This is a genomic window from Vibrio sp. 10N.286.51.E5, assembly GCF_041469125.1.
Lineage (GTDB): Bacteria > Pseudomonadota > Gammaproteobacteria > Enterobacterales > Vibrionaceae > Vibrio > Vibrio crassostreae_C.
The window spans coordinates 21,557-43,333 of sequence record NZ_JBFRJZ010000030.1 but is presented as its reverse complement, the minus strand read 5'-3'; the positions used below and the strand labels follow the sequence as shown (position 1 = coordinate 43,333).

Annotated in this window: 18 protein-coding genes, 1 pseudogene and 1 other annotated feature; of the genes and pseudogenes, 12 read left to right on the top strand and 7 right to left on the bottom strand. The window is 44.6% G+C overall.

What is annotated here, in order from left to right; translation table 11 throughout:
• Positions 1–78 precede the first annotated feature (78 nt).
• From AB4161_RS12085 to AB4161_RS12075, 3 genes are all read left to right on the top strand, one after another.
• Entirely contained in the window at positions 79–1,830 is a 1,752-nt protein-coding gene (locus AB4161_RS12085; protein WP_372083385.1) for a diguanylate cyclase domain-containing protein, read from the top strand.
• Between the two features lie 174 nt (positions 1,831–2,004).
• Complete coding sequence (arcB, locus tag AB4161_RS12080) at positions 2,005–4,374, top strand: aerobic respiration two-component sensor histidine kinase ArcB (RefSeq protein ID WP_372083384.1); 2,370 nt, start codon at positions 2,005–2,007, stop codon at positions 4,372–4,374.
• A 7-nt stretch (positions 4,375–4,381) separates the two neighbouring features.
• Positions 4,382–4,825 (top strand): hypothetical protein, encoded by a 444-nt coding sequence (locus tag AB4161_RS12075; RefSeq protein ID WP_017059309.1) that lies wholly within the window; start codon positions 4,382–4,384, stop codon positions 4,823–4,825.
• Between the two features lie 136 nt (positions 4,826–4,961).
• Here AB4161_RS12075 and arcA read toward each other — a convergent pair whose 3' ends face one another.
• On the bottom strand, positions 4,962–5,678 hold the full coding sequence (arcA, locus tag AB4161_RS12070) for a two-component system response regulator ArcA (protein ID WP_004741534.1): 717 nt from the start codon (positions 5,676–5,678) through the stop codon (positions 4,962–4,964).
• Between the two features lie 429 nt (positions 5,679–6,107).
• Positions 6,108–6,209: pseudogene (locus tag AB4161_RS12065) on the bottom strand (ribonuclease activity regulator protein RraA); the annotation flags it as partial.
• 47 nt (positions 6,210–6,256) lie between these two features.
• Between AB4161_RS12065 and AB4161_RS12060 the strand changes: the two are divergent.
• On the top strand, positions 6,257–6,742 hold the full coding sequence (locus AB4161_RS12060) for a putative 4-hydroxy-4-methyl-2-oxoglutarate aldolase (RefSeq protein ID WP_017059310.1): 486 nt from the start codon (positions 6,257–6,259) through the stop codon (positions 6,740–6,742).
• Positions 6,743–6,852: 110 nt separating this feature from the next.
• On the opposite strand, the gene AB4161_RS12055 is transcribed toward AB4161_RS12060, so the two are convergent.
• Positions 6,853–7,311 carry a ribonuclease regulator gene (locus AB4161_RS12055; protein WP_372056411.1) on the bottom strand — a complete coding sequence of 153 codons (459 nt, stop codon included), beginning with the start codon at positions 7,309–7,311 and terminating at the stop codon, positions 6,853–6,855.
• 317 nt (positions 7,312–7,628) lie between these two features.
• Positions 7,629–7,747: a sequence feature (Thr leader region), on the top strand.
• A gap of 29 nt (positions 7,748–7,776) precedes the next feature.
• Here AB4161_RS12055 and thrA point away from each other — a divergent pair.
• From thrA to thrC, 3 genes are read left to right on the top strand one after another with little or no spacing between them, the layout of a single operon-like run.
• A complete protein-coding gene (gene thrA / locus AB4161_RS12050) occupies positions 7,777–10,236 on the top strand; it encodes a bifunctional aspartate kinase/homoserine dehydrogenase I (protein WP_372083383.1) in 2,460 nt (819 codons plus the stop codon).
• A 17-nt stretch (positions 10,237–10,253) separates the two neighbouring features.
• Positions 10,254–11,210, top strand: a complete 957-nt coding sequence (gene thrB / locus AB4161_RS12045; RefSeq protein ID WP_372072706.1) for a homoserine kinase — start codon at positions 10,254–10,256, stop codon at positions 11,208–11,210.
• Entirely contained in the window at positions 11,207–12,490 is a 1,284-nt protein-coding gene (thrC, locus tag AB4161_RS12040; RefSeq protein ID WP_017059314.1) for a threonine synthase, read from the top strand. The genes thrB and thrC overlap by 4 nt, the downstream gene beginning before the upstream one ends.
• A 77-nt stretch (positions 12,491–12,567) precedes the next feature.
• Here thrC and grcA read toward each other — a convergent pair whose 3' ends face one another.
• Positions 12,568–12,945, bottom strand: a complete 378-nt coding sequence (grcA, locus tag AB4161_RS12035) for an autonomous glycyl radical cofactor GrcA (protein WP_017059315.1) — start codon at positions 12,943–12,945, stop codon at positions 12,568–12,570.
• Between the two features lie 326 nt (positions 12,946–13,271).
• Here grcA and nfo point away from each other — a divergent pair, with 326 nt between their 5' ends.
• The 3 genes from nfo to AB4161_RS12020 all read left to right on the top strand — a co-directional run bounded on the left by nfo (position 13,272) and on the right by AB4161_RS12020 (position 15,896).
• Positions 13,272–14,180: a deoxyribonuclease IV gene (gene nfo / locus AB4161_RS12030; RefSeq protein ID WP_102319761.1), complete on the top strand. Its 909-nt coding sequence runs from the start codon at positions 13,272–13,274 to the stop codon at positions 14,178–14,180.
• Between the two features lie 397 nt (positions 14,181–14,577).
• Complete coding sequence (gene ung, locus AB4161_RS12025) at positions 14,578–15,258, top strand: uracil-DNA glycosylase (RefSeq protein WP_372083382.1); 681 nt, start codon at positions 14,578–14,580, stop codon at positions 15,256–15,258.
• A gap of 86 nt (positions 15,259–15,344) precedes the next feature.
• A complete protein-coding gene (locus AB4161_RS12020; RefSeq protein WP_017070073.1) occupies positions 15,345–15,896 on the top strand; it encodes a hemerythrin domain-containing protein in 552 nt (183 codons plus the stop codon).
• Positions 15,897–16,048: 152 nt separating this feature from the next.
• Here AB4161_RS12020 and AB4161_RS12015 read toward each other — a convergent pair whose 3' ends face one another.
• The gene (locus AB4161_RS12015; protein ID WP_017059319.1) at positions 16,049–16,237 is read right to left on the bottom strand and encodes a DUF3545 family protein; all 189 of its coding nucleotides are present in this window, start codon (positions 16,235–16,237) and stop codon (positions 16,049–16,051) included.
• 709 nt (positions 16,238–16,946) lie between these two features.
• On the opposite strand from AB4161_RS12015, the gene AB4161_RS12010 reads away from it, so the two are divergent.
• Together AB4161_RS12010 and yaaA are read left to right on the top strand one after the other, a co-directional pair.
• Complete coding sequence (locus tag AB4161_RS12010) at positions 16,947–18,374, top strand: sodium:alanine symporter family protein (protein WP_032545312.1); 1,428 nt, start codon at positions 16,947–16,949, stop codon at positions 18,372–18,374.
• A 208-nt stretch (positions 18,375–18,582) separates the two neighbouring features.
• Complete coding sequence (yaaA, locus tag AB4161_RS12005; protein ID WP_017059322.1) at positions 18,583–19,359, top strand: peroxide stress protein YaaA; 777 nt, start codon at positions 18,583–18,585, stop codon at positions 19,357–19,359.
• A gap of 115 nt (positions 19,360–19,474) precedes the next feature.
• Here yaaA and srmB read toward each other — a convergent pair whose 3' ends face one another.
• Both srmB and AB4161_RS11995 read right to left on the bottom strand, forming a co-directional pair.
• Positions 19,475–20,740: an ATP-dependent RNA helicase SrmB gene (srmB, locus tag AB4161_RS12000; RefSeq protein ID WP_372083381.1), complete on the bottom strand. Its 1,266-nt coding sequence runs from the start codon at positions 20,738–20,740 to the stop codon at positions 19,475–19,477.
• Positions 20,741–20,847: 107 nt separating this feature from the next.
• Positions 20,848–21,576 carry a tRNA1(Val) (adenine(37)-N6)-methyltransferase gene (locus tag AB4161_RS11995; protein ID WP_017059324.1) on the bottom strand — a complete coding sequence of 243 codons (729 nt, stop codon included), beginning with the start codon at positions 21,574–21,576 and terminating at the stop codon, positions 20,848–20,850.
• Positions 21,577–21,777 lie beyond the last annotated feature (201 nt).

Below are 21,777 nucleotides of genomic sequence, written 5' to 3'. Positions count from 1 at the left end.
CTGTAGGTAACAGCAGATAAAACCAATAAATAGTGGTAACATTTCCCTAACAGATTTTATGGTATAGATTGAGAGTAAATGGAACTGGTAATGACTTGGTTGTGGGACAGGGCGTATGGCTACGGTATTTATATCGTTGTTGTATTGCTGATTGCTCTCATCTGCTGGCATCTCTATTCTCGTTATCAGTCGCATATCGAAACGCTTCTACTTGCTACCCCGTCGCCACTCTACTTTGTTGATGTTCGAAGTGGCGAAATACTCTATGCCAATCGCCAAGCCATGCAGTTGCTTGGTATCCGCCAAATCGGTGTTAATTTTCGCTTTCCTACTGTGGAAAGCGAGAACAGCTTTCGTCACTACTTAACCAACCACATCAACTATCGAGCCTTCGAGCAGGTCTCCCTGTGGGCGCTTTCTGAATTTGAGTCGTTCAAGATCAACTTGATCGGTCGTAAGATCCATTTTAGAAATAAGCAGGCTTGGATGATTCACGCCTCACCTTATAAAAACACTAACGAAGAACTGTCCCAAGAAGTTCGAGAACTGAATGTTGCTCGTACCGCTTTGGATTCTTTGTCTGAGCTGATCTACGTGAAAGATCAGAAAGGTCAGTTAGTGACGAGTAATCGCTCGTTTAAAAAGTTTTGGCATGGTCGTGCTGAAGAGGGCACCCTGAGTGTTTCTGGTGGAGTATTAAAAGGTCGTGTAAGTGAACGCTCTTGGACTACAGATCAAGATGGAAAAAGCTGCTTGCTTGAAACCTACCAAAGTGTGCTGCTTTCCCAAGATGGAGAAACCATCGGCACGCTCTCTATTAGTCATGATGTGACCGATTGGCATGACATGCAGCAGAAACTGCGTGGCGAGATGGAGAAGCGAAAAGATACCGAAGTGGCACTTGCGCAGCGTGACACCATCTTGCAAAACCTCCTGGAGGCCAGCCCAGACTCGATTGGTATCTTTAATGAAAACATGGTTTATCAAGCGTGTAATAAACCATTTGTGGCTGCGCTGGGTATCTCTGAAGTCAGTGACTTGATCGGTAAACGTTTACAAGATGTGGTGCCACATAGCATCTATACGCGAATATCAGAAACCGATCATCAAGTGCTTCATCAAAGTAAATCACTGCGTTATATCGACAAAGTGGTCTCAAGTGATGGAACATTTACTTGGTATGATGTAGTCAAATCACCGTTTAGAGATCCAGCATCGAGCACTAATGGTGTGTTGATCATGGCGCGTGATATTACAGAGCGTTATCTAGCAGAACAAAAGCTTGAAGAAGCCAACCTTGAACTTGAACGCCTCAGCTTTATGGATAGCCTGACTAAAGTGTCTAACCGACGTCGTTTCGATGAACAGCTCTCTACACTGTGGCATTATCATGTGCGTGAGAAGCTGCCACTGACGATCATGCTATGTGATATCGACTTCTTTAAAGGCTACAACGACTTTTACGGACACCAACAAGGCGATGATGCTTTGATTCAGGTTTCTCAGGCATTTAAGCAGGTGTTGAATCGTTCATCTGATTGTGTGGCTCGTTATGGTGGTGAAGAGTTCGGCTTTATTCTGCCAAATACAACGACCGAAGGTGCTCAGCTGGTGGCGCAGCGTATTCATGATGAAGTCCTAAAATTGGAACTTGCGCATGAGAAGTCGACAGTCTCTGAATTCATCACGGTGAGTATTGGTATTATCTCTTACATTCCTACACCTGATGATGAAATGGAATCGGCTGTTGCCTTGGCTGATAGTGCGTTGTATCAAGCGAAATCAGACGGTCGCAACCGTTCAATGGTGCATCCATACTCAATTCGCTAACGCTATAAAATTGGCAATTTGATTATCCCCGGCTATTTTTGCTTAGTTAGTATTTGTATTGGTTAATTAACCTTCGAAATTACCGCTGAACACTTGCTGCGTGTGATGTAGCTAGCTTACCTCCCATCTTCAAACAGGGTAGAATGTTGCTAGTCTTATCGCATGGAGCGCTAAATGAAACCCATGAAAAATCTTGCCCAGTATTACGTGGATCTACTCGTAAAACTGGGGATTGTCCGCTTTTCTATCTTACTCGCCCTAGCGCTTGTTGCCCTCGCTGTTGTTGTGCAAGTCGGTATCACCCTTGCACTCAAAGGCAATGTTGATGACATCGACATTGTCCGTTCAGTTTTCTTCGGTTTAGTGATCACGCCTTGGGCGGTTTATTTTCTGTCAGTGGTCGTGGACCAGTTGGAAGAGTCTCGTCAAAGGTTAGCGAAATTGGTCTCTAAACTTGGCGACATGCGTGAGCGAGACCAAGAACTCAACAATAAAATGCAGCTCAATATCGAGAAGCTTAATCAAGAAATTGAAGAGCGTGAAAAAGCGGAAGAAGCGCGCGCAGAAGCAATGCAAGATCTCGAAAACGAGGTGTTCCAGCGCGAGCGTACTCAGCTTGAACTCGCAGAACGTACTGCACTGTTACGCTCGTTTATCGATGCCTCGCCTGACCTTATTTACTACCGTAATGAAGATGGTGTGTTCTCTGGTTGTAACCGTGCGGTTGAAGAGCTCACTGGTAAAACAGAAAAAGAGCTAGTTGGTTTAACTCCTTGGGATGTTTACAGTAAAGAGGTCGCTCAGCAAGTTGTTGAAACCGATAAGAAAGTATTTGCTGACAACCAAGCACTGACTTATGACCAATGGCTTGAATACCCAGATGGCCGCAAGAGTTACTTCGAACTGCGTAAAGTGCCTTTCTACAGCAAAGATGGTCGTCACTTGGGCTTGGTTGGTTTTGGCCGCGATATTACTGAACGTAAAGAGCATCAAGAGTCGTTAGAAAAAGCCAGCCGCGATAAGACCACCTTTATCTCAACTATTAGCCACGAGTTAAGAACGCCGCTCAACGGCATCATTGGCTTGAGCCGCATGCTGCTTGATAGCCAACTGACCACCGAACAGCGCAAGCAGATGCAAACCATCAAGGTGAGCGCGGTGACACTGGGTAATATCTTCAACGATATTATTGATATGGATAAGTTCGACCGCCGTAAGCTTGAACTCTTCCCTACGCCTATTAACTTTGAAGATTTCGTTGTCGAGATCGAAAGTATCTCTGCGTTGATGGCTGAGCAGAAAGGGTTAAGGTTCGATCTAGAAAGATTGTCTGATCTTCCAGCTGCTGTTGAGGTGGATGGTACTCGTCTTAGACAGGTACTGTGGAACCTTGTTAGTAACGCGATGAAGTTCACCAAAGATGGTGGAGTGGTGATGACAGTCAGCGCCGACATTGATGGTGACTTTGCCAACATTACGATGGAAGTGGAAGATACTGGTATTGGTATCCCTGAAAGTGAAATCGAGAAGATCTTCGCGATGTACTATCAGGTGAAATCGGGCACGGACAACTTGCACGCTGTCGGCACGGGTATTGGTCTCGCTGTCTCTCAACAGCTAATTAATATGATGGATGGCCACATTGAAGTCATCAGTGAAGAGGGCTTTGGCAGTACCTTTACGGTTTCGATTCGAGTTCCAGTGAATCACGATACTCAGGCTCTGATCAAAACGCCAAGAAAACAGTCGAATCTTAAGATCTTTATGGTCGAAGACATTGAACTCAATATCACAGTGGCTCGCTCTCTACTTGAAAGCCTTGGCCATGAAGTGACAGTCGTGATGACGGGTAAAGAGGCGCAAATTGCTTTCAATCCTGAAGACTATGATTTGGTGTTGTTGGATATCCAACTGCCAGATATGACGGGTTTCGATATTGCTCAATACTACCGCGAGAAATACAGCCAGCTACCGCCTTTGGTGGCGTTAACTGCGAACGTATTAAACAACAAGCAAGAGTACTTCCAGAAAGGCATGGACGAAGCGATCAGTAAACCTTTGTCGGTTCGAGCTATCCAAGATGTCATCAGTGAACTTATCGAAGATGCACCAGAGGTAATTGAGAAGGTAGCGGGCACCGATAAGGTTGAGAGCATTGATAAAGTCGACGCGAGTAAGCCTTTTCTTTCAGAAATTGATACCACTTTGCTTGATATTGATATGCTAGAGTCTTATGTTGATATTGTTGGACCGAAACCGGTTTTGGATAGCATCGCGATGTTCGAAGATATGATGCCGGAGTATATGGAAATATTGAACTCCAACATGGTCGCGAAAGATAAAGCCAGTATCGTTTCTGAGGCACATAAGATTAAAGGTGCTGCAGGTTCTATTGGTCTGAAACGCATCCAACAAGTTGCCCAGAAAGCTCAATCTCCAGATTTGCCTGCGTGGTGGGAGAACATTTCAGGTTGGGTTGATGAGATAAATAACGAATACCAGAATGACATTGAAGTTTTAAATAGTTGGTTAAATCAAAGGTAGAAGAATAATGAAAAAATTAGCATTCGCCGCATGTGTAGTGGCATTAGCGGGTTGTTCTGCGCCACAAGTAGAATGGCAGCAAGATAATCAAGTCGAAGTATCTGCAGCAACAGTTACCATGAAAAGCAACCTTTGGCACAACAAGATGCCAACGATTGGCGAGACTCAAGATAAGACCCTGCATGGTTCTATCTACCTAGAGTCAGATTCACAACTGCCAGCAACGCTTGCGGTTGAGAGTGTTACGGTTAAACAGGGTGCAGACACCTTGTTGGTAACGGCTGACGATCTTGATTTAAGAACACACAGTGAAACTCAATGGGAAGTCGCGTTTGTATGGCAGCTAGAGATCGACAGCGACAAGCCTGTTGATGTAGCGGTTGAACTTAAAGATGGCGAAACCGTGAAGTGGTTAGTAGAGAAAGACGTTAAGGTGGATACGGTTTACTAAAACCTTATCCAATTAAGAACAATAAAAAAGGGAGAATGCGTTGGCATTCTCCCTTTTTAATAACTATTGATGACGCTTCTATTGTTAATAACACTTACTGGTGAGTAGTGCTAAATGGTAAGAAGCGCGAATCGAATTAGTCTTCTAGGTCACCACAAAAGCGGTAGCCTTCACCGTGAATCGTTGCGATGATTTCTGGCGTACCAGAAACAGATTCAAAGTGCTTACGAATACGACGGATTGTTACGTCTACAGTACGATCGTGTGGCTTAAGCTCACGGCCAGTCATCTTCTTAAGAAGGTCTGCACGTGTTTGGATCTTACCTGGGTTCTCACAGAAGTGAAGTAGAGCACGGAACTCTGAACGAGGTAGCTTGTAGCCTTCGCCATCTGGGCTAACCAGAGAACGACTGTTGATATCTAGTACCCAACCGTTGAACTCGTACTTCTCAACGCTACGCTTCTCTTCTTGAACAGAGCTTGTGCTCATAGAACGGTTCAGAAGGTTGCGTGCACGGATAGTCAGTTCACGAGGGTTGAAAGGCTTAGTGATGTAGTCATCAGCGCCGATCTCTAGGCCAAGGATCTTATCAACTTCATTATCGCGACCAGTTAAGAACATAAGCGCTACGTTTGCTTGCTCACGTAGTTCACGTGCAAGTAGTAGGCCATTCTTACCTGGAAGGTTGATGTCCATAATTACAAGGTTAACTTGGTTGTCAGATAGCACTTGGTGCATCTCTTCACCGTCGCTAGCCTCAAAAACAGCATATCCCTCTGCTTCAAAAATACTCTTTAGAGTGTTACGAGTTACTTGCTCATCTTCAACGATAAGAATCTGCGGGGTTTGCATTTGGCGGTACCTAAATTTGTGACGAAACTGTGCTAATAGAATAAATTCTAGGCAAAAACATAACATACAGGTAATGTATTTTTGATGATAACTTAAAGTTTTCAAAAAAACACTTACTTCCAGCTATCTGCCTTCCTTGAAGTATTGCCCAATAACGTAGATCCAGTACGCCTTTCAATCATTCTTTTAGTGATTGGAGTGGATTCTATAATGTTAACAGCATGCTAACAACGCGAGAATGTTAATTCCATTCACTTTGTTGATTTACATCAATTGCCGTATCGCAACAAACTTTAATAGTATGGCTACAACTTAACCAATGTTATGGTGACTATTTAGCACCAAAACAAGAATGATTATTCGAGATGCTTCGCACATCTTGCCTGCTAAAGACCGGATTATGAACCAAGGAAGCTGAAAGCTGTCTTAAGAGTCTAGTAGATAAATATGCTCAATCAACCTTTATTGAGTAATAAATTGAGCATAGAACAATGAAAACAAAGGATTAATTTTAATAACATATAAAAGCATAGAGGCTAGCCTGACATAACTGGTAACGCCTTACTCACGGAGGATATATGCACGATATAACACCCGACTTGTGTGATGAGTTTGAAAGCGAAGTCACCCTACTGAACATGCCATTGCAGAACTTCGGCCAACGTGGTGCGTTCTTTGGAAAAATTGTAACAGTTCGTTGTTATCACGATAATTCCAAGGTTCGCGAGGTTTTAGAGACCGACGGCTGTGGCAAAGTGCTTGTCGTTGACGGTAATGGCTCATGCCAGAAGGCGCTGCTTGGCGATCAACTCGCTATTCTCGCAATAGAAAATGGTTGGGAAGGCGTGATTGTGAACGGTGCGGTGCGTGATGTTGGCATGATGTCGCAAATGGACCTTGGCGTTCAAGCGTTAGGTGCATCGCCATTCAAAACAGAGAAACGCGGTGTCGGCCAAGTGAATGTGACGCTCTCTATACATAATCAACTGATTCAGCCTGGTGACTATATTTATGCCGATTGGAATGGTGTGTTAATTTCATCTGAGTTGTTAATTGAATCGTAACTGACTCAAATTGAATGCCGTTGATAGATTAGAACGGGGAATGGTTTGTGATGTGCTGAAAGTTTGTAGCTCAATCCGATCTAGTTAGTAAATAAAGAACAAGCCAAAGATTAAAAGCGAAACCCTAATCCCACTTCAACACCTTGCTGCCACTCTTCATAATCAAGAGTGGCATGCAAATCTAGGTTATCTGTTAGTTGCACTCGGCTGGAAACCTCTGCGGCGACTGATTTCTCATTGTCTTCGGTTTCGTCTTTATAGGTGTGCAGAGAACTGTTGAAAGAAACTCTTTCTGAGAACTGATAACTGACACCACTTAAAAATCCGCTTTCATACTTAAGTGAATCGCTGTTGATTCGTGTACCTACATAAAGGTCAACATCAGCAAACAAGCTATAAGAGTAGCCACTGTCTATCTTCCAAGTATCGAAGCTTTCACTCGACGCGTTTTGTGTGGAGATAAAGAATTTATGAGAAGAACTATCGATTTGGCTGGGTAGTATAGGCAAGCGGTTCGCTGAACAAACAACAGGCGTAGCAAACGCTAAAAGAATAAGTAATCTCTTCATTTCCCACTCCTGATGTCATTATTATTGTTCTTCGAACGTTATCGTTCAATTAAAGCACAGAACTTGTACGTTCGCTGCACAATCGATATAGCATTTCGTTATGACTATATATGCAATTGATCACTCTTGCCTGTTCAATGAGTAAATCCAGTATCTTAAGTGAAGGTTTATACAGGGTGTTTTATCCCTTAAATGACGGTTTGCTCTGAAAAACGGTGCGAATGTAAAAAAAACGCAACTTTTCATTGACGTCCAGTGGTAAAAATTGATACACGTAGAGTAAAGCACAAGCAGAGAATTTGATATGCAGCACGTAAGCCACCTAGTAATGACCACAACCATTATTATTACCGACATTAACATTGTTGGGGCAGGCTGCTAAGTAACGGATTTTAAAAAAAAGGCCTGTATCCAACAAGATACAGGCCTTTTTTTGTACCATTTTTATGACTTATGGAGAAAGGGATGCGCGTTTTAAAGTTTGGAGGTTCATCATTAGCTGATGCAGATCGTTTTTTACGAGCGGCTGATATCATCGCTAATAATGCCCAGCAAGAAGAGCTAGCCGTTGTACTATCGGCTCCAGGAAAAACAACCAATAAGTTGGTCGCTGTTATTGAAGCTGCACTGAAAAATGGTGAAGCTGACGCACAGATTACAGAGATCGAATCTTCATTTAACACACTGTTTGCAGAGATCAAAGCGGTCGTGCCTTCTATCGATGGTGCCGCGTTTCAAGAGCAGGTGGATACCTCTCTTGCTCAGCTAAAGCAGTTCGTGAATGGCATCAACCTACTTGGTATGTGCCCGAACCACGTTAATGCTCGCATCATCAGTAAAGGTGAGCGAATCTCAATCCAGTTGATGAAAGCGGTACTTGAAGCGAAAGGCCAACCAGCAAGCCTGATTGACCCAGTTCAATACCTATACGCTAAAGGTGATCACCTTGAAGCTATGGTCGATGTGGACGTTTCAACTCAGAACTTCCGTCAGTCGCCACTGCCTAAAGGTCACGTAAATATCATGCCGGGCTTTACGGCTGGTAACGATAAAGGTGAGCTAGTCACACTCGGCCGTAACGGCTCTGATTATTCAGCTGCAGTGCTAGCAGCGTGTCTACGTGCTGATTGCTGTGAGATCTGGACAGATGTAGACGGCGTTTACAACTGTGACCCGCGTTTAGTGGATGATGCTCGTCTTCTTAAATCGCTAAGCTATCAAGAAGCGATGGAGCTTTCTTACTTCGGCGCTTCGGTTCTACATCCGAAGACTATCGCTCCTATCGCGCAATTCCATATTCCTTGCCTAATCAAAAACAGCTTCAACCCACAGGGTGCAGGTACTTTGATCGGCCAAGACACTGGCGAAGATAACCTAGCAATCAAAGGCATCACTACGCTAAGTGACCTAACGATGGTTAACGTATCAGGCCCAGGTATGAAGGGCATGGTTGGTATGGCGAGTCGTGTATTCGGCGCGATGTCTTCTGCCGGCGTTTCTATCGTCCTTATTACTCAATCTTCTTCAGAGTACAGCATCAGCTTCTGTATTGAATCTGCTGATAAAGTGAAAGCGAAGCAAGTGCTATCAGATGCGTTTGAACTTGAGCTGAAAGATGGCCTATTAGAGCCTGTTGAGTTCATGGACGATGTCGCGATTGTTACGCTAGTGGGTGACGGTATGCGCACTTCACGTGGCGTGGCGTCTCAATTCTTCTCTTCTTTAGCGGAAGTGAACGTCAACATCGTTGCTATCGCGCAAGGTTCTTCTGAACGTGCTATCTCTGCGGTTATCCCTGAAGACAAAATCTCTGAAGCGATCAAGGCGTGTCACGAGAACCTATTTAACTCTAAGCACTTCCTTGACGTATTCGTTGTTGGTGTTGGTGGTGTTGGTGGGGAGCTTGTTGACCAGATCCAACGTCAACAAGGCAAACTGGCAGAAAAAGGCATCGTGATTCGCGTATGTGGTTTAGCAAACAGCAAAGGCTTGTTGCTAGATAGCGATGGTCTACCGCTAGAGCAGTGGCGTGATCGCATGTCGAGCGCGACAGAAGAGTTTAGCTTAGCGCGCTTAAATGCACTTGTTCAACGTAACCACATTATCAATCCAGTCTTGGTTGACTGTACGTCTAGCGAAGGCATTGCGGCGCAATACGCTGATTTCCTAGCGGCTGGTTTCCACGTGGTAACACCAAACAAAAAAGCCAACACGGCAAGCATGGCTTACTACCATCAGCTTCGTGAAGTGGCACGTAACTCTCGTCGTAAGTTGATGTACGAGACAACAGTAGGCGCAGGTCTACCCGTAATCGAAAACTTACAGAACCTAATCTCTGCAGGTGATGAGCTTGAGAAGTTCAACGGCATTCTTTCTGGTTCACTGTCTTACATTTTCGGTAAGCTTGATGAGGGTATGACACTCAGCCAAGCAACCAACATTGCTAAAGATAACGGCTTCACTGAGCCGGATCCTCGTGATGATCTGTCTGGTATGGACGTTGCGCGTAAGCTGCTTATTCTTGCTCGTGAAGCGGGCATGGCACTTGAGCTTGAAGATGTTGAGGTTGACCAAGCATTGCCACCGGGTTTTGATGATTCAGGCACGGTTGAAGAGTTTATGGCTCGCTTGCCAGAAGCGGATGCTTACTTCCAAGAACAGTCAGCGATCGCAGCAGAAGAAGGCAAAGTACTTCGTTATGTTGGTGAAATCGCCGATGGTAAGTGTAAAGTTCGTATCGCAGCTGTTGATGGCGACGACCCAATGTTCAAGATTAAAGATGGCGAGAACGCATTAGCATTCTACAGCCGTTACTACCAACCGATCCCTCTAGTATTGCGTGGTTACGGTGCGGGTACTGAAGTTACAGCAGCAGGCGTATTCTCTGATGTGATGCGTACTCTTGGTTGGAAATTAGGAGTTTAGGAATGAGTTCAAGTGATATGGATGTTGTTGTTTATGCACCTGCATCAATCGGCAATGTCAGTGTAGGGTTTGATGTGCTGGGGGCCGCTGTGTCTCCAGTGGATGGCACGCTGCTCGGTGACCGAGTTATGGTTAAAGCAGGTGATGAATCATTCTCACTAAAAACAGCAGGCAGTTTTGTTTCTAAGCTGCCAACTGAAACCAAAGAAAACATTGTCTACGACTGCTGGGTTGTGTTCTCGAGAGAGCTTGATAAAAAAGGCGTTACGCTAAAGCCTTTAGAAATGACACTAGAAAAGAACATGCCTATCGGTTCAGGTTTGGGTTCTAGTGCATGTTCAATCGTCGCGGCACTGGATGCGCTAAACCGTTTTCACGGTCAGCCCCTGAATGAAACTGAACTGCTTGCTCTGATGGGTGAAATGGAAGGCAAGATTTCAGGTGGTATCCACTACGATAACGTTGCGCCATGTTACCTTGGTGGTGTGCAGCTCATGCTTGAAGAGCTAGGCATCATCAGCCAAGAAGTACCGTGTTTTGACGACTGGTACTGGGTAATGGCTTATCCGGGTATTAAGGTTTCAACGGCTGAAGCGAGAGAGATCCTACCATCTCAATATCGTCGTCAGGATATTATTGCTCATGGTCGTCACTTAGCGGGCTTTATCCACGCGTGTCATTCAGGTCAACCTGAACTGGCGGCGAAGATGATCAAAGACGTGATCGCTGAACCATATCGTGAGAAACTGCTTCCAGGGTTTGCTGATGCTCGTAAATACGCGCTGTCAGCTGGGGCACTGGCTACTGGTATTTCTGGTAGTGGTCCAACTCTATTTAGCATTTGCAAAGAACAAGATGTCGCCGAGCGTGTTGCACGCTGGTTAGAACAAAATTACGTACAAAATGAAGAAGGATTCGTTCACGTTTGTCGCCTAGATAAGCAGGGTTCGATCGTTACAGGAAGTGAGTTATGAAACTGTACAACATCAAAGAAAATGATGAACAAGTCTCTTTTGGCCAAGCCGTTCGTCAAGGCTTAGGCCGTAATCAAGGTCTATTTTTCCCATCTGAACTGCCAAAGTTTGATGATATCGATGCGCTGCTAGCAGAGGACTTTGTCCCTCGTAGCTCAAAGATTCTGTCAGCATTGATTGGTGATGAATTACCAAAAGAACAGATCGACCAAATGGTGGATGCAGCGTTCCAATTCCCTGCACCAATCAACCAAGTAAAAGACGGCGTTTACGCGCTTGAGCTTTTCCACGGTCCAACACTGGCGTTTAAAGATTTCGGTGGCCGCTTTATGGCTCAATCTTTAGCAGCTGTTTCTGATGGTGGTCAAATCACTATCTTAACGGCAACATCAGGTGATACTGGTGCGGCGGTTGCGCATGCTTTCTACGGCATGGAAGACATCAATGTTGTGATTCTTTACCCGAAAGGCAAGATCAGCCCACTGCAAGAGAAGCTGTTCTGTACGCTTGGCAAGAACATCCACACTGTGGCGATTGATGGTGACTTTGATGCGTGTCAGGCTCTAGTTAAAGACTCATTTGATGACGCTGAACTGCGTAAAGAGATCGGTCTTAATTCGGCAAACTCGATCAACATCAGCCGTTTAATGGCTCAGATCTGTTACTACTTTGAGGCGGCTTCTCAGCTGACTAAAGAGCAACGTGAAAACCTCGTTATCTCTGTACCAAGTGGTAACTTTGGTAACCTAACGGCTGGTCTATTGGCTAAAGCGCTAGGTCTACCTGTTAAGCGTTTTATCGCAGCAACTAACGAAAATGACACTGTTCCTCGTTACCTAGAAACAGGTCAATGGGATCCAAAACCGACTGTTGCGACAACATCGAACGCGATGGACGTAAGCCAACCAAACAACTGGCCTCGTATCGAAGAGCTTTGCCAACTGAAAGGTTGGGGCTTAGATACACTAGGCAAAGGTAAAGTATCTGACGAGCAGAGCGCTGAGTCAGTTCGCGACCTAAAAGCACAAGGTTACCTATGTGAACCACATGGTGCGATTGCTTACCGTCTACTGGAAGAGCAACTGCAAGAGAACGAAACTGGCTTGTTCCTGTGTACAGCACACCCAGCGAAATTCAAAGAAGTGGTTGATGACATCCTAGGTTCTGATATCGAACTGCCTGGCCCGCTAGCAAAACACGCGGCGATGGAATTGTTGTCTGAAGATCTTGATAACGATTTTGAAGCGCTAAAAGCTGTGCTTCGTCGAGTTCAACCGTAACGTCCATTTGTTTTTCGAACAAATAAAAACGGCGCTCAATGAGCGCCGTTTTTGTATTCTAATTTAAGCTCTAAAAATTATAGAGACTCAGTGAACGTACGTGCGATAACGTCACGTTGCTGTTCAGTTGTTAGAGAGTTGAAACGTACAGCGTAACCCGATACACGGATAGTTAGCTGTGGGTAGTTCTCTGGGTGAGCAACTGCGTCTTCTAGCGTTTCACGCTTAAGAACGTTAACGTTTAGGTGTTGACCACCTTCGATGCGTGGTGCTGCTTCGATTGCAACTTCACGGCTTTCGTACTCGCCTAGGTCTGCAGCTGAGATAACTTGGTCAGCTTCGAAACCTGCAGTAGCAACAACACAACGAGCTTCATTCTTCTCGCTATCTAGTAGCCAGATTGAGTTTAGTAGGTCATCGTTTGCTGCTTTAGTAATTTGAATACCTTGGATCATAACTATCTCCTAGTCCACTGAATGTGGTTTGATTATGGTGTTAACTTTCGATTTTTATTGAGCTGGGTAATATATACCTAATATTAGTAAGGTTAACATTGATTCAAGTCAAAAAACAACCAAAAACCATATTTTCACAAAGGTGATTATATTGAGGTAAATCAATAAAACCTTTGAAAACAAAGTAATTACAAAATATTTTAAAGTATAAAAAATATTTAACAGTCATATTTGTTGTAAGTTTACTACATTTGTTGTGTTTTTATTGAACTACAACCGATACGACCCTTTATTTATTAAGCATTCTGAAAGTGTAAAGTGATTTAATGACAAACAATAATTCATCCTCAAAACCGGAAACAAATATTAAGTTTATTGGCGCTCATGTCTCGGCTGCTGGTGGAGTTGATCAGGCGCCTATGCGTGCACGTGAAATAGGTGCCAATGCGTTTGCACTGTTTACCAAGAACCAGAGACAGTGGGCGGCAAAACCACTAGAAGCGAAAACCATTAGTGCCTTTAAAGCCAATTGCAAAATGTTGGGCTACGGTGCTGAGCACATTCTTCCTCATGACTCCTACCTGATTAACCTAGGAGCGCCAGAAGAAGAGAAGCTAGAGAAATCACGCGCGGCTTTTATTGATGAAATGGAGCGTTGTAATCAACTTGGACTAACGCTTTTGAATTTTCATCCTGGGAGTCATTTAAAGAAAATCTCAGAAAGCGAATGTTTGGCGAAGATCGCTGAATCGATCAACCTAGCTCATCAAGCGGTACCTGACGTAATCGCAGTGATCGAGAATACGTCTGGGCAGGGCACTAATCTGGGTTGGAAGTTTGAACATCTAGCCGAGATTATCGAGCAGGTAGAAGATAAGTCACGTGTGGGTGTGTGCTTAGACACCTGCCATACGTTTACTGCTGGCTATGACTTACGTACAAAAGAGGCGTGTGAGCATACTTTTGCTGAGTTCGACCGCATCGTGGGTATGCACTATCTAAGAGCAATGCACATCAATGATTCAAAAGCTGAGTTCGCGAGCCGAGTCGATCGACACCATTCTTTAGGAAAAGGCGAAATTGGCTGGGATTGTTTTGAGTATATTGCCTCTGATTCTCGCTTTAATGGTATCCCTCTTATCTTGGAAACCATTGATTCGACGATCTGGAAAGAGGAAATTCAACAACTTAGAATGTTTCATCGCTCAGCAACGCTAGCGAGCGAACAAGCGTAATAATAGAGGGGGAAATTTATTTCCGTCTATTTCTAAAAATTGGCACCTTTCTTTCATAGTATTAAAGTGAATATGTAGTTCACGATGTCTTAGAGGAGGTGCCTTTATGTATTCAATCACCCAAACTTCAACTATTGCTGTCGCACGCCGTTTACCTACACCAAACCGTCACGTGCATAACCACGGCCACCATCGTACACAGCAGAAAAGTGGTTAATCGAGATTAGCACAACTTGAACTGATTATTATGATTCATCAACAAGTGAACCCTACACATCATGTTTATTGATAGCTGTATGAGGTATAACTAGAGCCTTATTTAGGACAGTTAGCCGATACAGCTATTTTTTTGTCTGGCGAAAGCCGCTAGAAACCTTGATGATTGGGAAGTAAAACGATGACCGGACCAAAGACTTGGGAATCCATTATTAATGATGAACGTGATAAAGAGTACTTTCAGAGTGTCCTCGCGTTTGTTGAACAGCAACGTAATAGTGGTAAAACCGTCTACCCGCCACAAGAACAGGTGTTCAGTGCCTTTGATATGACGCCTTTCGAATCCGTGCGAGTGGTTATCTTAGGGCAAGATCCTTATCACGGTGCTAACCAAGCTCACGGCTTAGCATTCTCAGTGCTTCCTGGTGTGAAAATCCCACCTTCTCTACGCAATATGTACAAAGAGCTTGCACAAGATATAGAGGGCTTTGAGATTCCTAGTCATGGTTATCTCGATTCTTGGGCATCGCAAGGGGTGTTGATGTTGAACACAGTCCTTACAGTCGAAGAGGCAAAAGCACACTCACATGCTAAGTGTGGCTGGGAAACCTTTACCGATGCCATTATTGCTGAGCTCAATCAGCGCTCTGAACCGATCATCTTTTTGTTGTGGGGCGCACACGCCCAGAAGAAAGGTCAAGCGATTGATGACGACAAGCATCATGTGTTGGTTGCACCTCACCCATCGCCATTATCGGCACGCCGTGGATTCTTCGGTTGTCAGCATTTCTCTACAACCAACAAGCTGCTTTCTTCTATGGATCAACAACCTATTGACTGGCGTTTACCAACAGAAGTGTAGGTTGGTGGTTTTCTGAGCAGGGTCAAATCATAAATCAGCATATTCGTATACACTTATAAATAGTAGGTGTAATGGAGTGCAATACTATGATGATTGAAAGGATAAGACGAGAGCATGGCTATATGGCTCGTTTACTCGCGATACTCAACAGTAAGTTAGAGTTTCTGAAACAGGAGCGAGAAATAAACTATAGCCTGATCGCAGAGGTGGTTCATTACCTTATGAACCATTCAGACAAAGTGCATCACCCTAAAGAAGACGTCATTTATCGCTACTATCTTAAGCAATATGGCAGCGAGCAAGCGATTGAAGACTTGGAGTTAGAGCATCAATTGCTTTCTGAGAAAACGGCGGACTTTTTAGGTTTGGTCGATATGATCCTTCAAGATGCGGTGGTTCCTCAGCAAGTCTTTATTGAGCAGCTTGAAGCGTTTGTTAAGGCTCAGCGAAAGCACATGGAATATGAAGAGAAGCATGTGCTACCCATGATTGTTGAGGCGTTCACGGTGAAAGATTGGCAAGAAGTGGAGTCTCAATGGCTTCAACCGGAAGATGACCCTGTTTTTGGAGAGACCATCGCCGATCAATATCGCCAACTCGCGGCTCGGGTTCGACAAAATGAACAAGAGTGTGTTTAGCCCGTTGTAATGTTGAGGTGCACCTATTTTTAGGTGTCCTCTATATTAGAGGGTTGGTTTCTAAATGGCGCTTTGAGCGGATTAACTACCTCAAAAAATAAAAAAGGCACCTATATAGGTGCCTTTTGCTATCTGATTTCTTATCGTGCTGATTAAAGTTTTATATCGTCAAGGCTAAAATCAAGACCTAGGTTCATCTCTCTCAGCTCTTTCTCAAGCTGCCTACGATCGTTGATGGCTTCGATTTCACGCCACTTACGCTTGAGTGGTTTCGAGCGTGATTTTTGAGTTACACGAGGCATTTCTAGTTCTGATACTTCATCGAATTGAAAGCTATCCATAAGCCATATCTCCTTCCGTGGGACTAGTTCTTACGAACCAATAAATATCATATTTAGGTTCACAATAACTTTGATTTGTTTCTCATTTGTTTCAAATCCATGAAGCTTTTGTTCTATTTTTTTATGCATGCTCACACATTGTGAGAATTATTATGTATAAAAAACAGGCAAACAAACCTAAGTAAACGATTAAATTGGGGGTTATTGAATGTTAATTCATTGTGCGAATGGAATAGCGTTTTGACTACAATGCATTGAAGTGCACATGGTACCGTGCGGTATAGGGATCTCATTGGCCTAGAAAAAAACGAAGATCTTCACTATACCTTGTAAAACCTAGGCTGACGTCATTTTTATAGGATGGTGTTCTTGTTGGGGTAGTGCCGTGGCTGTTGTTGATATTATGTCCCGATAATGTGACTTTTATTGGGCTGCATTGTTGAAAGTTGTGTTAACAAAAAGTGTGTTATTAGTGAAATGTCATTTTAATATAAGTGCATTTGCATATTGATTTTTAGGCCGTCTCGCTGCATTATCCGCCCGTCAAAAAATACACTGATACGTAAAATGGATGCATGAAGCGACATTTACAGTCTCAATCGCCGCAAGAATATAACAAGAGTGCCGACACAACATTGACAGAGGCATAGGCGATTAAGAGGAAGGCTAGGAAGCATGATCGGTGCTTAAACTCAATTACGAGGTTCACGTGACAGACTTAATCAATTTGATGAACGATCTCCTTTGGGGATCTATCTTAGTTTACTTACTGGTTGGTGTGGGTATCTACTTCACTGTACGACTAGGCTTCATTCAATTCCGCCATTTCGGCCACATGTTCTCTGTTCTTAGAAACAGCCGTAAAGCAGACAGTGCTGGTATCTCTTCTTTCCAAGCTCTTTGTACTAGTCTCGCTGCTCGTGTAGGTACGGGTAACATGGCAGGTGTTGCTGTAGCACTAACCGCTGGTGGCCCTGGTGCTATCTTCTGGATGTGGCTAATCGCAATGCTAGGTATGGCAACATCGTTTGCAGAAAGCACACTGGCACAGCTATACAAAACGCGTGATAACGACGGTAACTACCGCGGCGGCCCTGCATACTACATGGAGAAAGGCCTAGGCATGCGTTGGATGGGGGTTCTATTCTCTATCTTCCTCATCATTGCATTTGGTCTTGTATTCAACGCGGTTCAAGCGAACGCTATTGCAAGCGCAATGAACACGGCATTCGACCTTGAGCGTAGCTACGTTGGTGTTGGTATCGTAATCATCTCTGCGTTCGTTATCTTCGGTGGTATCCGTAAGATTGCACGCACAGCAGAAATCATCGTTCCAATCATGGCATTGGCTTACCTAGCGATCGCTATGTACGTGATGTTCGCGAACATCGAGAAAGTGCCTGAAGTACTGGCTCTTATCTTCAAGAGTGCATTCGGTCTGCAAGAAGCAGCAGCGGGTGGCCTAGGTTACGCAATCGCACAAGCGATGATTAACGGCATCAAACGTGGTTTGTTCTCGAACGAAGCGGGTATGGGTTCTGCGCCAAACGCAGCAGCTTCTGCTACGCCTTACCCACCGCACCCAGCATCACAAGGTTACGTGCAAATGCTAGGCGTGTTCATGGATACCATTGTTATCTGTTCAGCAACAGTCGCAATCATCCTGATGTCTGGTGAGTATGTACCACACGGTGAAGTAACGGGTATCGAACTAACGCAACGTGCACTAACAGCACAAGTGGGCGAATGGGGCGGCATTTTTGTAGCGGTAGCGATTTTCTTCTTCGCTTTCACTTCAATCATTGCAAACTACTCGTACGCTGAAACGAACCTTATCTTCCTTGAGCACAACAACAAGAAGGGCCTAGTGCTGTTCCGTATCGTTGTTCTGGGTATGGTTATGTTCGGTTCTCTAGCGACGTTACCAACGGTATGGGCACTGGCTGACGTATCGATGGGCCTAATGGCGATTGTTAACTTGGTGGCGATTATCCTGCTATCAGGTATCGTGATTAAGCTAGCGAAAGACTACAACCGCCAACTAGACGCGGGTAAAGTACCAACATTCGATTCGAATGACTTCCCAGAGCTTAAGTCTCAGCTGGAAGACGGTATTTGGGACAACAACAAGAAGTAATCTTGTTGGAGCGATAAACGGCTCATCCTAAAGTGATTAGAAAGGCTAAGGTTTCGACCTTAGCCTTTTTGTTTGCCTGTCATTTGTCTCATTCTGTCTATCGAAGCTCATTCTCCCTATCGAAGTAATAGGAACAGCCATAAAGACAAGTTGATGTTTTTTCTATACTCTAGCAGCATCCAGTTAGATAACCGATTAGGGTAAAGTTATGTTAGTTGTCGTTTCTCCAGCCAAAACACTTGATTACGAATCACCATTAGCGACGGAACGCTTTAGTCAGCCTGAGTTTGTTGAACACTCTGCTGAGCTGATTGAAGAGTGCCGCAAACTGACGCCAGTCGATATTTCTGCACTGATGAAAGTCAGCGATAAAATCGCAGGGTTGAACGTAGCGCGCTTTGAGCAGTGGAGCGAGACCTTTACCCAAGACAACGCACGCCAAGCAATCCTAGCCTTTAAAGGCGATGTATACACTGGCCTAGACGCTGAAACGCTATCGGATGAAGATTTTGACTACGCACAAGACCACCTGCGCATGCTTTCTGGGTTATATGGCTTGCTTAAGCCGTTGGATTTGATGCAGCCATACCGCCTAGAGATGGGTACACGCTTAGCCAATGCTCGTGGTACTAACTTGTACCAGTTCTGGGGCAACATCATCACAGACAAGCTCAATGAAGCGTTGAATGCTCAAGGCGACAATGTGTTGATCAATCTAGCGTCGAACGAATACTTTAAAGCCGTGAAGCCGAAGAACTTGGATGGCCAAGTGATTACCCCTGTATTCAAAGACTGCAAGAACGGTCAGTACAAGGTGATCAGTTTCTACGCGAAGAAAGCGCGTGGCATGATGGCTCGCTACATCATCGAGAACAAGATCGACTCGGTTGAGGCGCTGACCCAGTTTGATACGGCGGGCTACTACTTCGTTGAAGAAGAGTCGAACGCGAAAGAGCTTGTCTTTAAGCGCGAAGAGCAAAACTAGTAGTCCTTGGCTAACGAGTAGCTCTCGGTTTTAGCCTGATAACAGACCAGATAGAGAAAAGCCCCATGCAGCGAACTGCATGGGGCTTTTTTATTGAATCGTTGAAGCTGGTAGATTACTTCTTCTTTGCTGCTTTCTTTTTCTTCGCGATTTTTTTCTTCTTCGCGATTTTTTGTTTCTCTACCGCTTTCTTATCTTCTTTCTTCGGCTTCTTCTTCTTAGTCACGGCCGCTTTCTTATGCGTAGGGCGCATGCCTTCAATAAAGCGTTCTTTGATTGGTTCGTCTGTGTAACGAGCCACACGCTCAATCATTAGTTGATCGTGCGCTTCAATGATAGAAACCGCGTTACCTTTTTTACCAGCACGAGCCGTACGGCCAATACGGTGTAGGTATACGTCAGCAGTACGTGGCATGTCGTAGTTGATTACGTGGCTTACGTCTGGAAGGTCGATACCACGAGCAGCAACGTCAGTCGCTAGTAGTACGTTTACAGAGCCGTCACGGAAACGAGCAATCGCGTTGTTACGACGATCTTGAGGCATTTCACCTTGGATCCACGCACATGGGATTTGCGCGCTTTCAAGTTGAGCTCGTAGATCACCTAGACGATCACGCGTCTTCAAGAATACGATGCTGCGCTCAGCTTGCTCTGTGATGACGTGCTTTAGGATGCTTAGCTTGTGCTCTGCCGTGTCTGCACGGTGGTACCACTGAGTGATCTTCTTACGCTCACGAAGTGATGATTTCGCATCGATCTCCGCTGGGTTTTTAAGTAGATCTTCAGTGAAGCCTTCAATGCCTTTACCTTCTAGTGTTGCTGAGAACAGTAAAGTTTGTTTACGCCAGCGACACTCTGCAGACAGACGGTCAACAACAGGACCAAAGCCCATGTCTAGCATGCGGTCGGCTTCATCTAGAACCAGCCATTCAATCGCACGACAGTCAAAACGCTCGCCTTCAATGTATTCCATCAAACGGCCAGGTGTTGCTACTACGATATCTTGAGTTGTACTTAAGATATCTGCGTGCTCTTGGTACATAACACCGCCCGTGATCGTGAAGATATTTAGGCTGGTGTATTTAGCAAGCTCACGTGCTTGTTCGGTGATCTGCATTGCTAGCTCACGCGTTGGCGTCAGGATAAGCATACGTGCAGGGCCAGATTTCTTACGTGGGAAATCCAGTAGGTATTGCAGTGCTGGCAATACAAATGATGCTGTTTTACCAGTACCTGTTGGCGCAGAAGCCAAAACGTCTCTTCCATCTAACGCTTGTGGGATTGCTTCAGCTTGTATCTGTGTTGGACGTTCGTAGCCCATTTCGTCAATTGCTTTAAGCAGCTCTTGGTTTAGATCGAGTTCTGCAAAGGTTCTGATCACTGTTGTTTCTCCACAAGCAATAAATGTTTCTGCCTCAAAAAGCAGACGATAAAAAAGAGTAGTCGGACATTATAGAAGCATTAGTGATTAGGATCACATGGTATTTGCTACATCTTGAGATAAAAATCTTTAGTGAGCGCAATAAATGCTTCGCTATAACCACCTTGATGGTGAATTGTAAGCGATTCGCGCTGCAAATCTTGCTCGCAAGCAGGATCTTTAGATAACTCGAATAAAATTCGGCTAGCTGGCTTTTTATCTGTTGTTTTTACATCAAGGCGTTTTGCTAGATACCAACCACATTGCTCGGCAAGCTTGATAAAACCTTCCCCCTCAGGCGTCGGTAGGATGAAACTGGCAGTCGCGGCGTCGGTTGTTATCTCGAAACAACGCTGGGCAAGCGCTAAATGATCCAAGCTGTCGGTGTGCCTGGCGGTGGCTCTTTGGCTTTGCTGCGCCTGTTCTCCAGAGTTGAAGTAGGGCGGGTTACAGATGATCGCATCAAACCTTTGTGGAAAGTCGGCTGTTAACACGCTGCCGTGATCAAGGGAGATACGATTTTGCCAAGGCGACTGCTCAATATTGACAGTGGCAGCATCAATAGCGTGTTGATCAATATCTATCGCAGAGATTGAAGCATCTTCAAAACGCTGCGCAGCCATCAAAGCCAGCAGACCTGTCCCGGTTCCAATATCGAGTACACATGATCTTTGTGGCAGGCTTACCCACGCGCCAAGTAATACGCCATCGGTACTGACTGGCATACCGCTTTTCCCGCCGTAAATTGAGAATTGCTTAAAATTGAAGCTTTTAGTTTGCACTGTTTTGTCTTTCATTAATGTTCTGAGTATCGAGATATTTTAAGTGATTAGCTCTAATGTTAACCGCTTGTATGAATCAATGTTCTGCTTGGAAAAATATTGTTGTGCATTATGGTTAGTTTATAATTGTGGCTATTTTTCTATAGCTAGTGGAATCCACTGCTTTTTGTTCTCATATGCAAATTTATATGGTGTTTTTGTGTGGTGACTTGCAGC

Excerpts from the sequence above, each read along its gene's own strand:
- AB4161_RS12085 (WP_372083385.1), top strand. The coding sequence starts at position 79 with ATGGAACTGGTAATGACTTGGTTGTGGGACAGGGCGTATGGCTACGGT.
- arcB (WP_372083384.1), top strand. The coding sequence starts at position 2,005 with ATGAAACCCATGAAAAATCTTGCCCAGTATTACGTGGATCTACTCGTA.
- AB4161_RS12075 (WP_017059309.1), top strand. The coding sequence starts at position 4,382 with ATGAAAAAATTAGCATTCGCCGCATGTGTAGTGGCATTAGCGGGTTGT.
- arcA (WP_004741534.1), bottom strand. The coding sequence starts at position 5,678 with ATGCAAACCCCGCAGATTCTTATCGTTGAAGATGAGCAAGTAACTCGT.
- AB4161_RS12060 (WP_017059310.1), top strand. The coding sequence starts at position 6,257 with ATGCACGATATAACACCCGACTTGTGTGATGAGTTTGAAAGCGAAGTC.
- AB4161_RS12055 (WP_372056411.1), bottom strand. The coding sequence starts at position 7,311 with ATGAAGAGATTACTTATTCTTTTAGCGTTTGCTACGCCTGTTGTTTGT.
- thrA (WP_372083383.1), top strand. The coding sequence starts at position 7,777 with ATGCGCGTTTTAAAGTTTGGAGGTTCATCATTAGCTGATGCAGATCGT.
- thrB (WP_372072706.1), top strand. The coding sequence starts at position 10,254 with ATGGATGTTGTTGTTTATGCACCTGCATCAATCGGCAATGTCAGTGTA.
- thrC (WP_017059314.1), top strand. The coding sequence starts at position 11,207 with ATGAAACTGTACAACATCAAAGAAAATGATGAACAAGTCTCTTTTGGC.
- grcA (WP_017059315.1), bottom strand. The coding sequence starts at position 12,945 with ATGATCCAAGGTATTCAAATTACTAAAGCAGCAAACGATGACCTACTA.
- nfo (WP_102319761.1), top strand. The coding sequence starts at position 13,272 with ATGACAAACAATAATTCATCCTCAAAACCGGAAACAAATATTAAGTTT.
- ung (WP_372083382.1), top strand. The coding sequence starts at position 14,578 with ATGACCGGACCAAAGACTTGGGAATCCATTATTAATGATGAACGTGAT.
- AB4161_RS12020 (WP_017070073.1), top strand. The coding sequence starts at position 15,345 with ATGATGATTGAAAGGATAAGACGAGAGCATGGCTATATGGCTCGTTTA.
- AB4161_RS12015 (WP_017059319.1), bottom strand. The coding sequence starts at position 16,237 with ATGGATAGCTTTCAATTCGATGAAGTATCAGAACTAGAAATGCCTCGT.
- yaaA (WP_017059322.1), top strand. The coding sequence starts at position 18,583 with ATGTTAGTTGTCGTTTCTCCAGCCAAAACACTTGATTACGAATCACCA.
- AB4161_RS11995 (WP_017059324.1), bottom strand. The coding sequence starts at position 21,576 with ATGAAAGACAAAACAGTGCAAACTAAAAGCTTCAATTTTAAGCAATTC.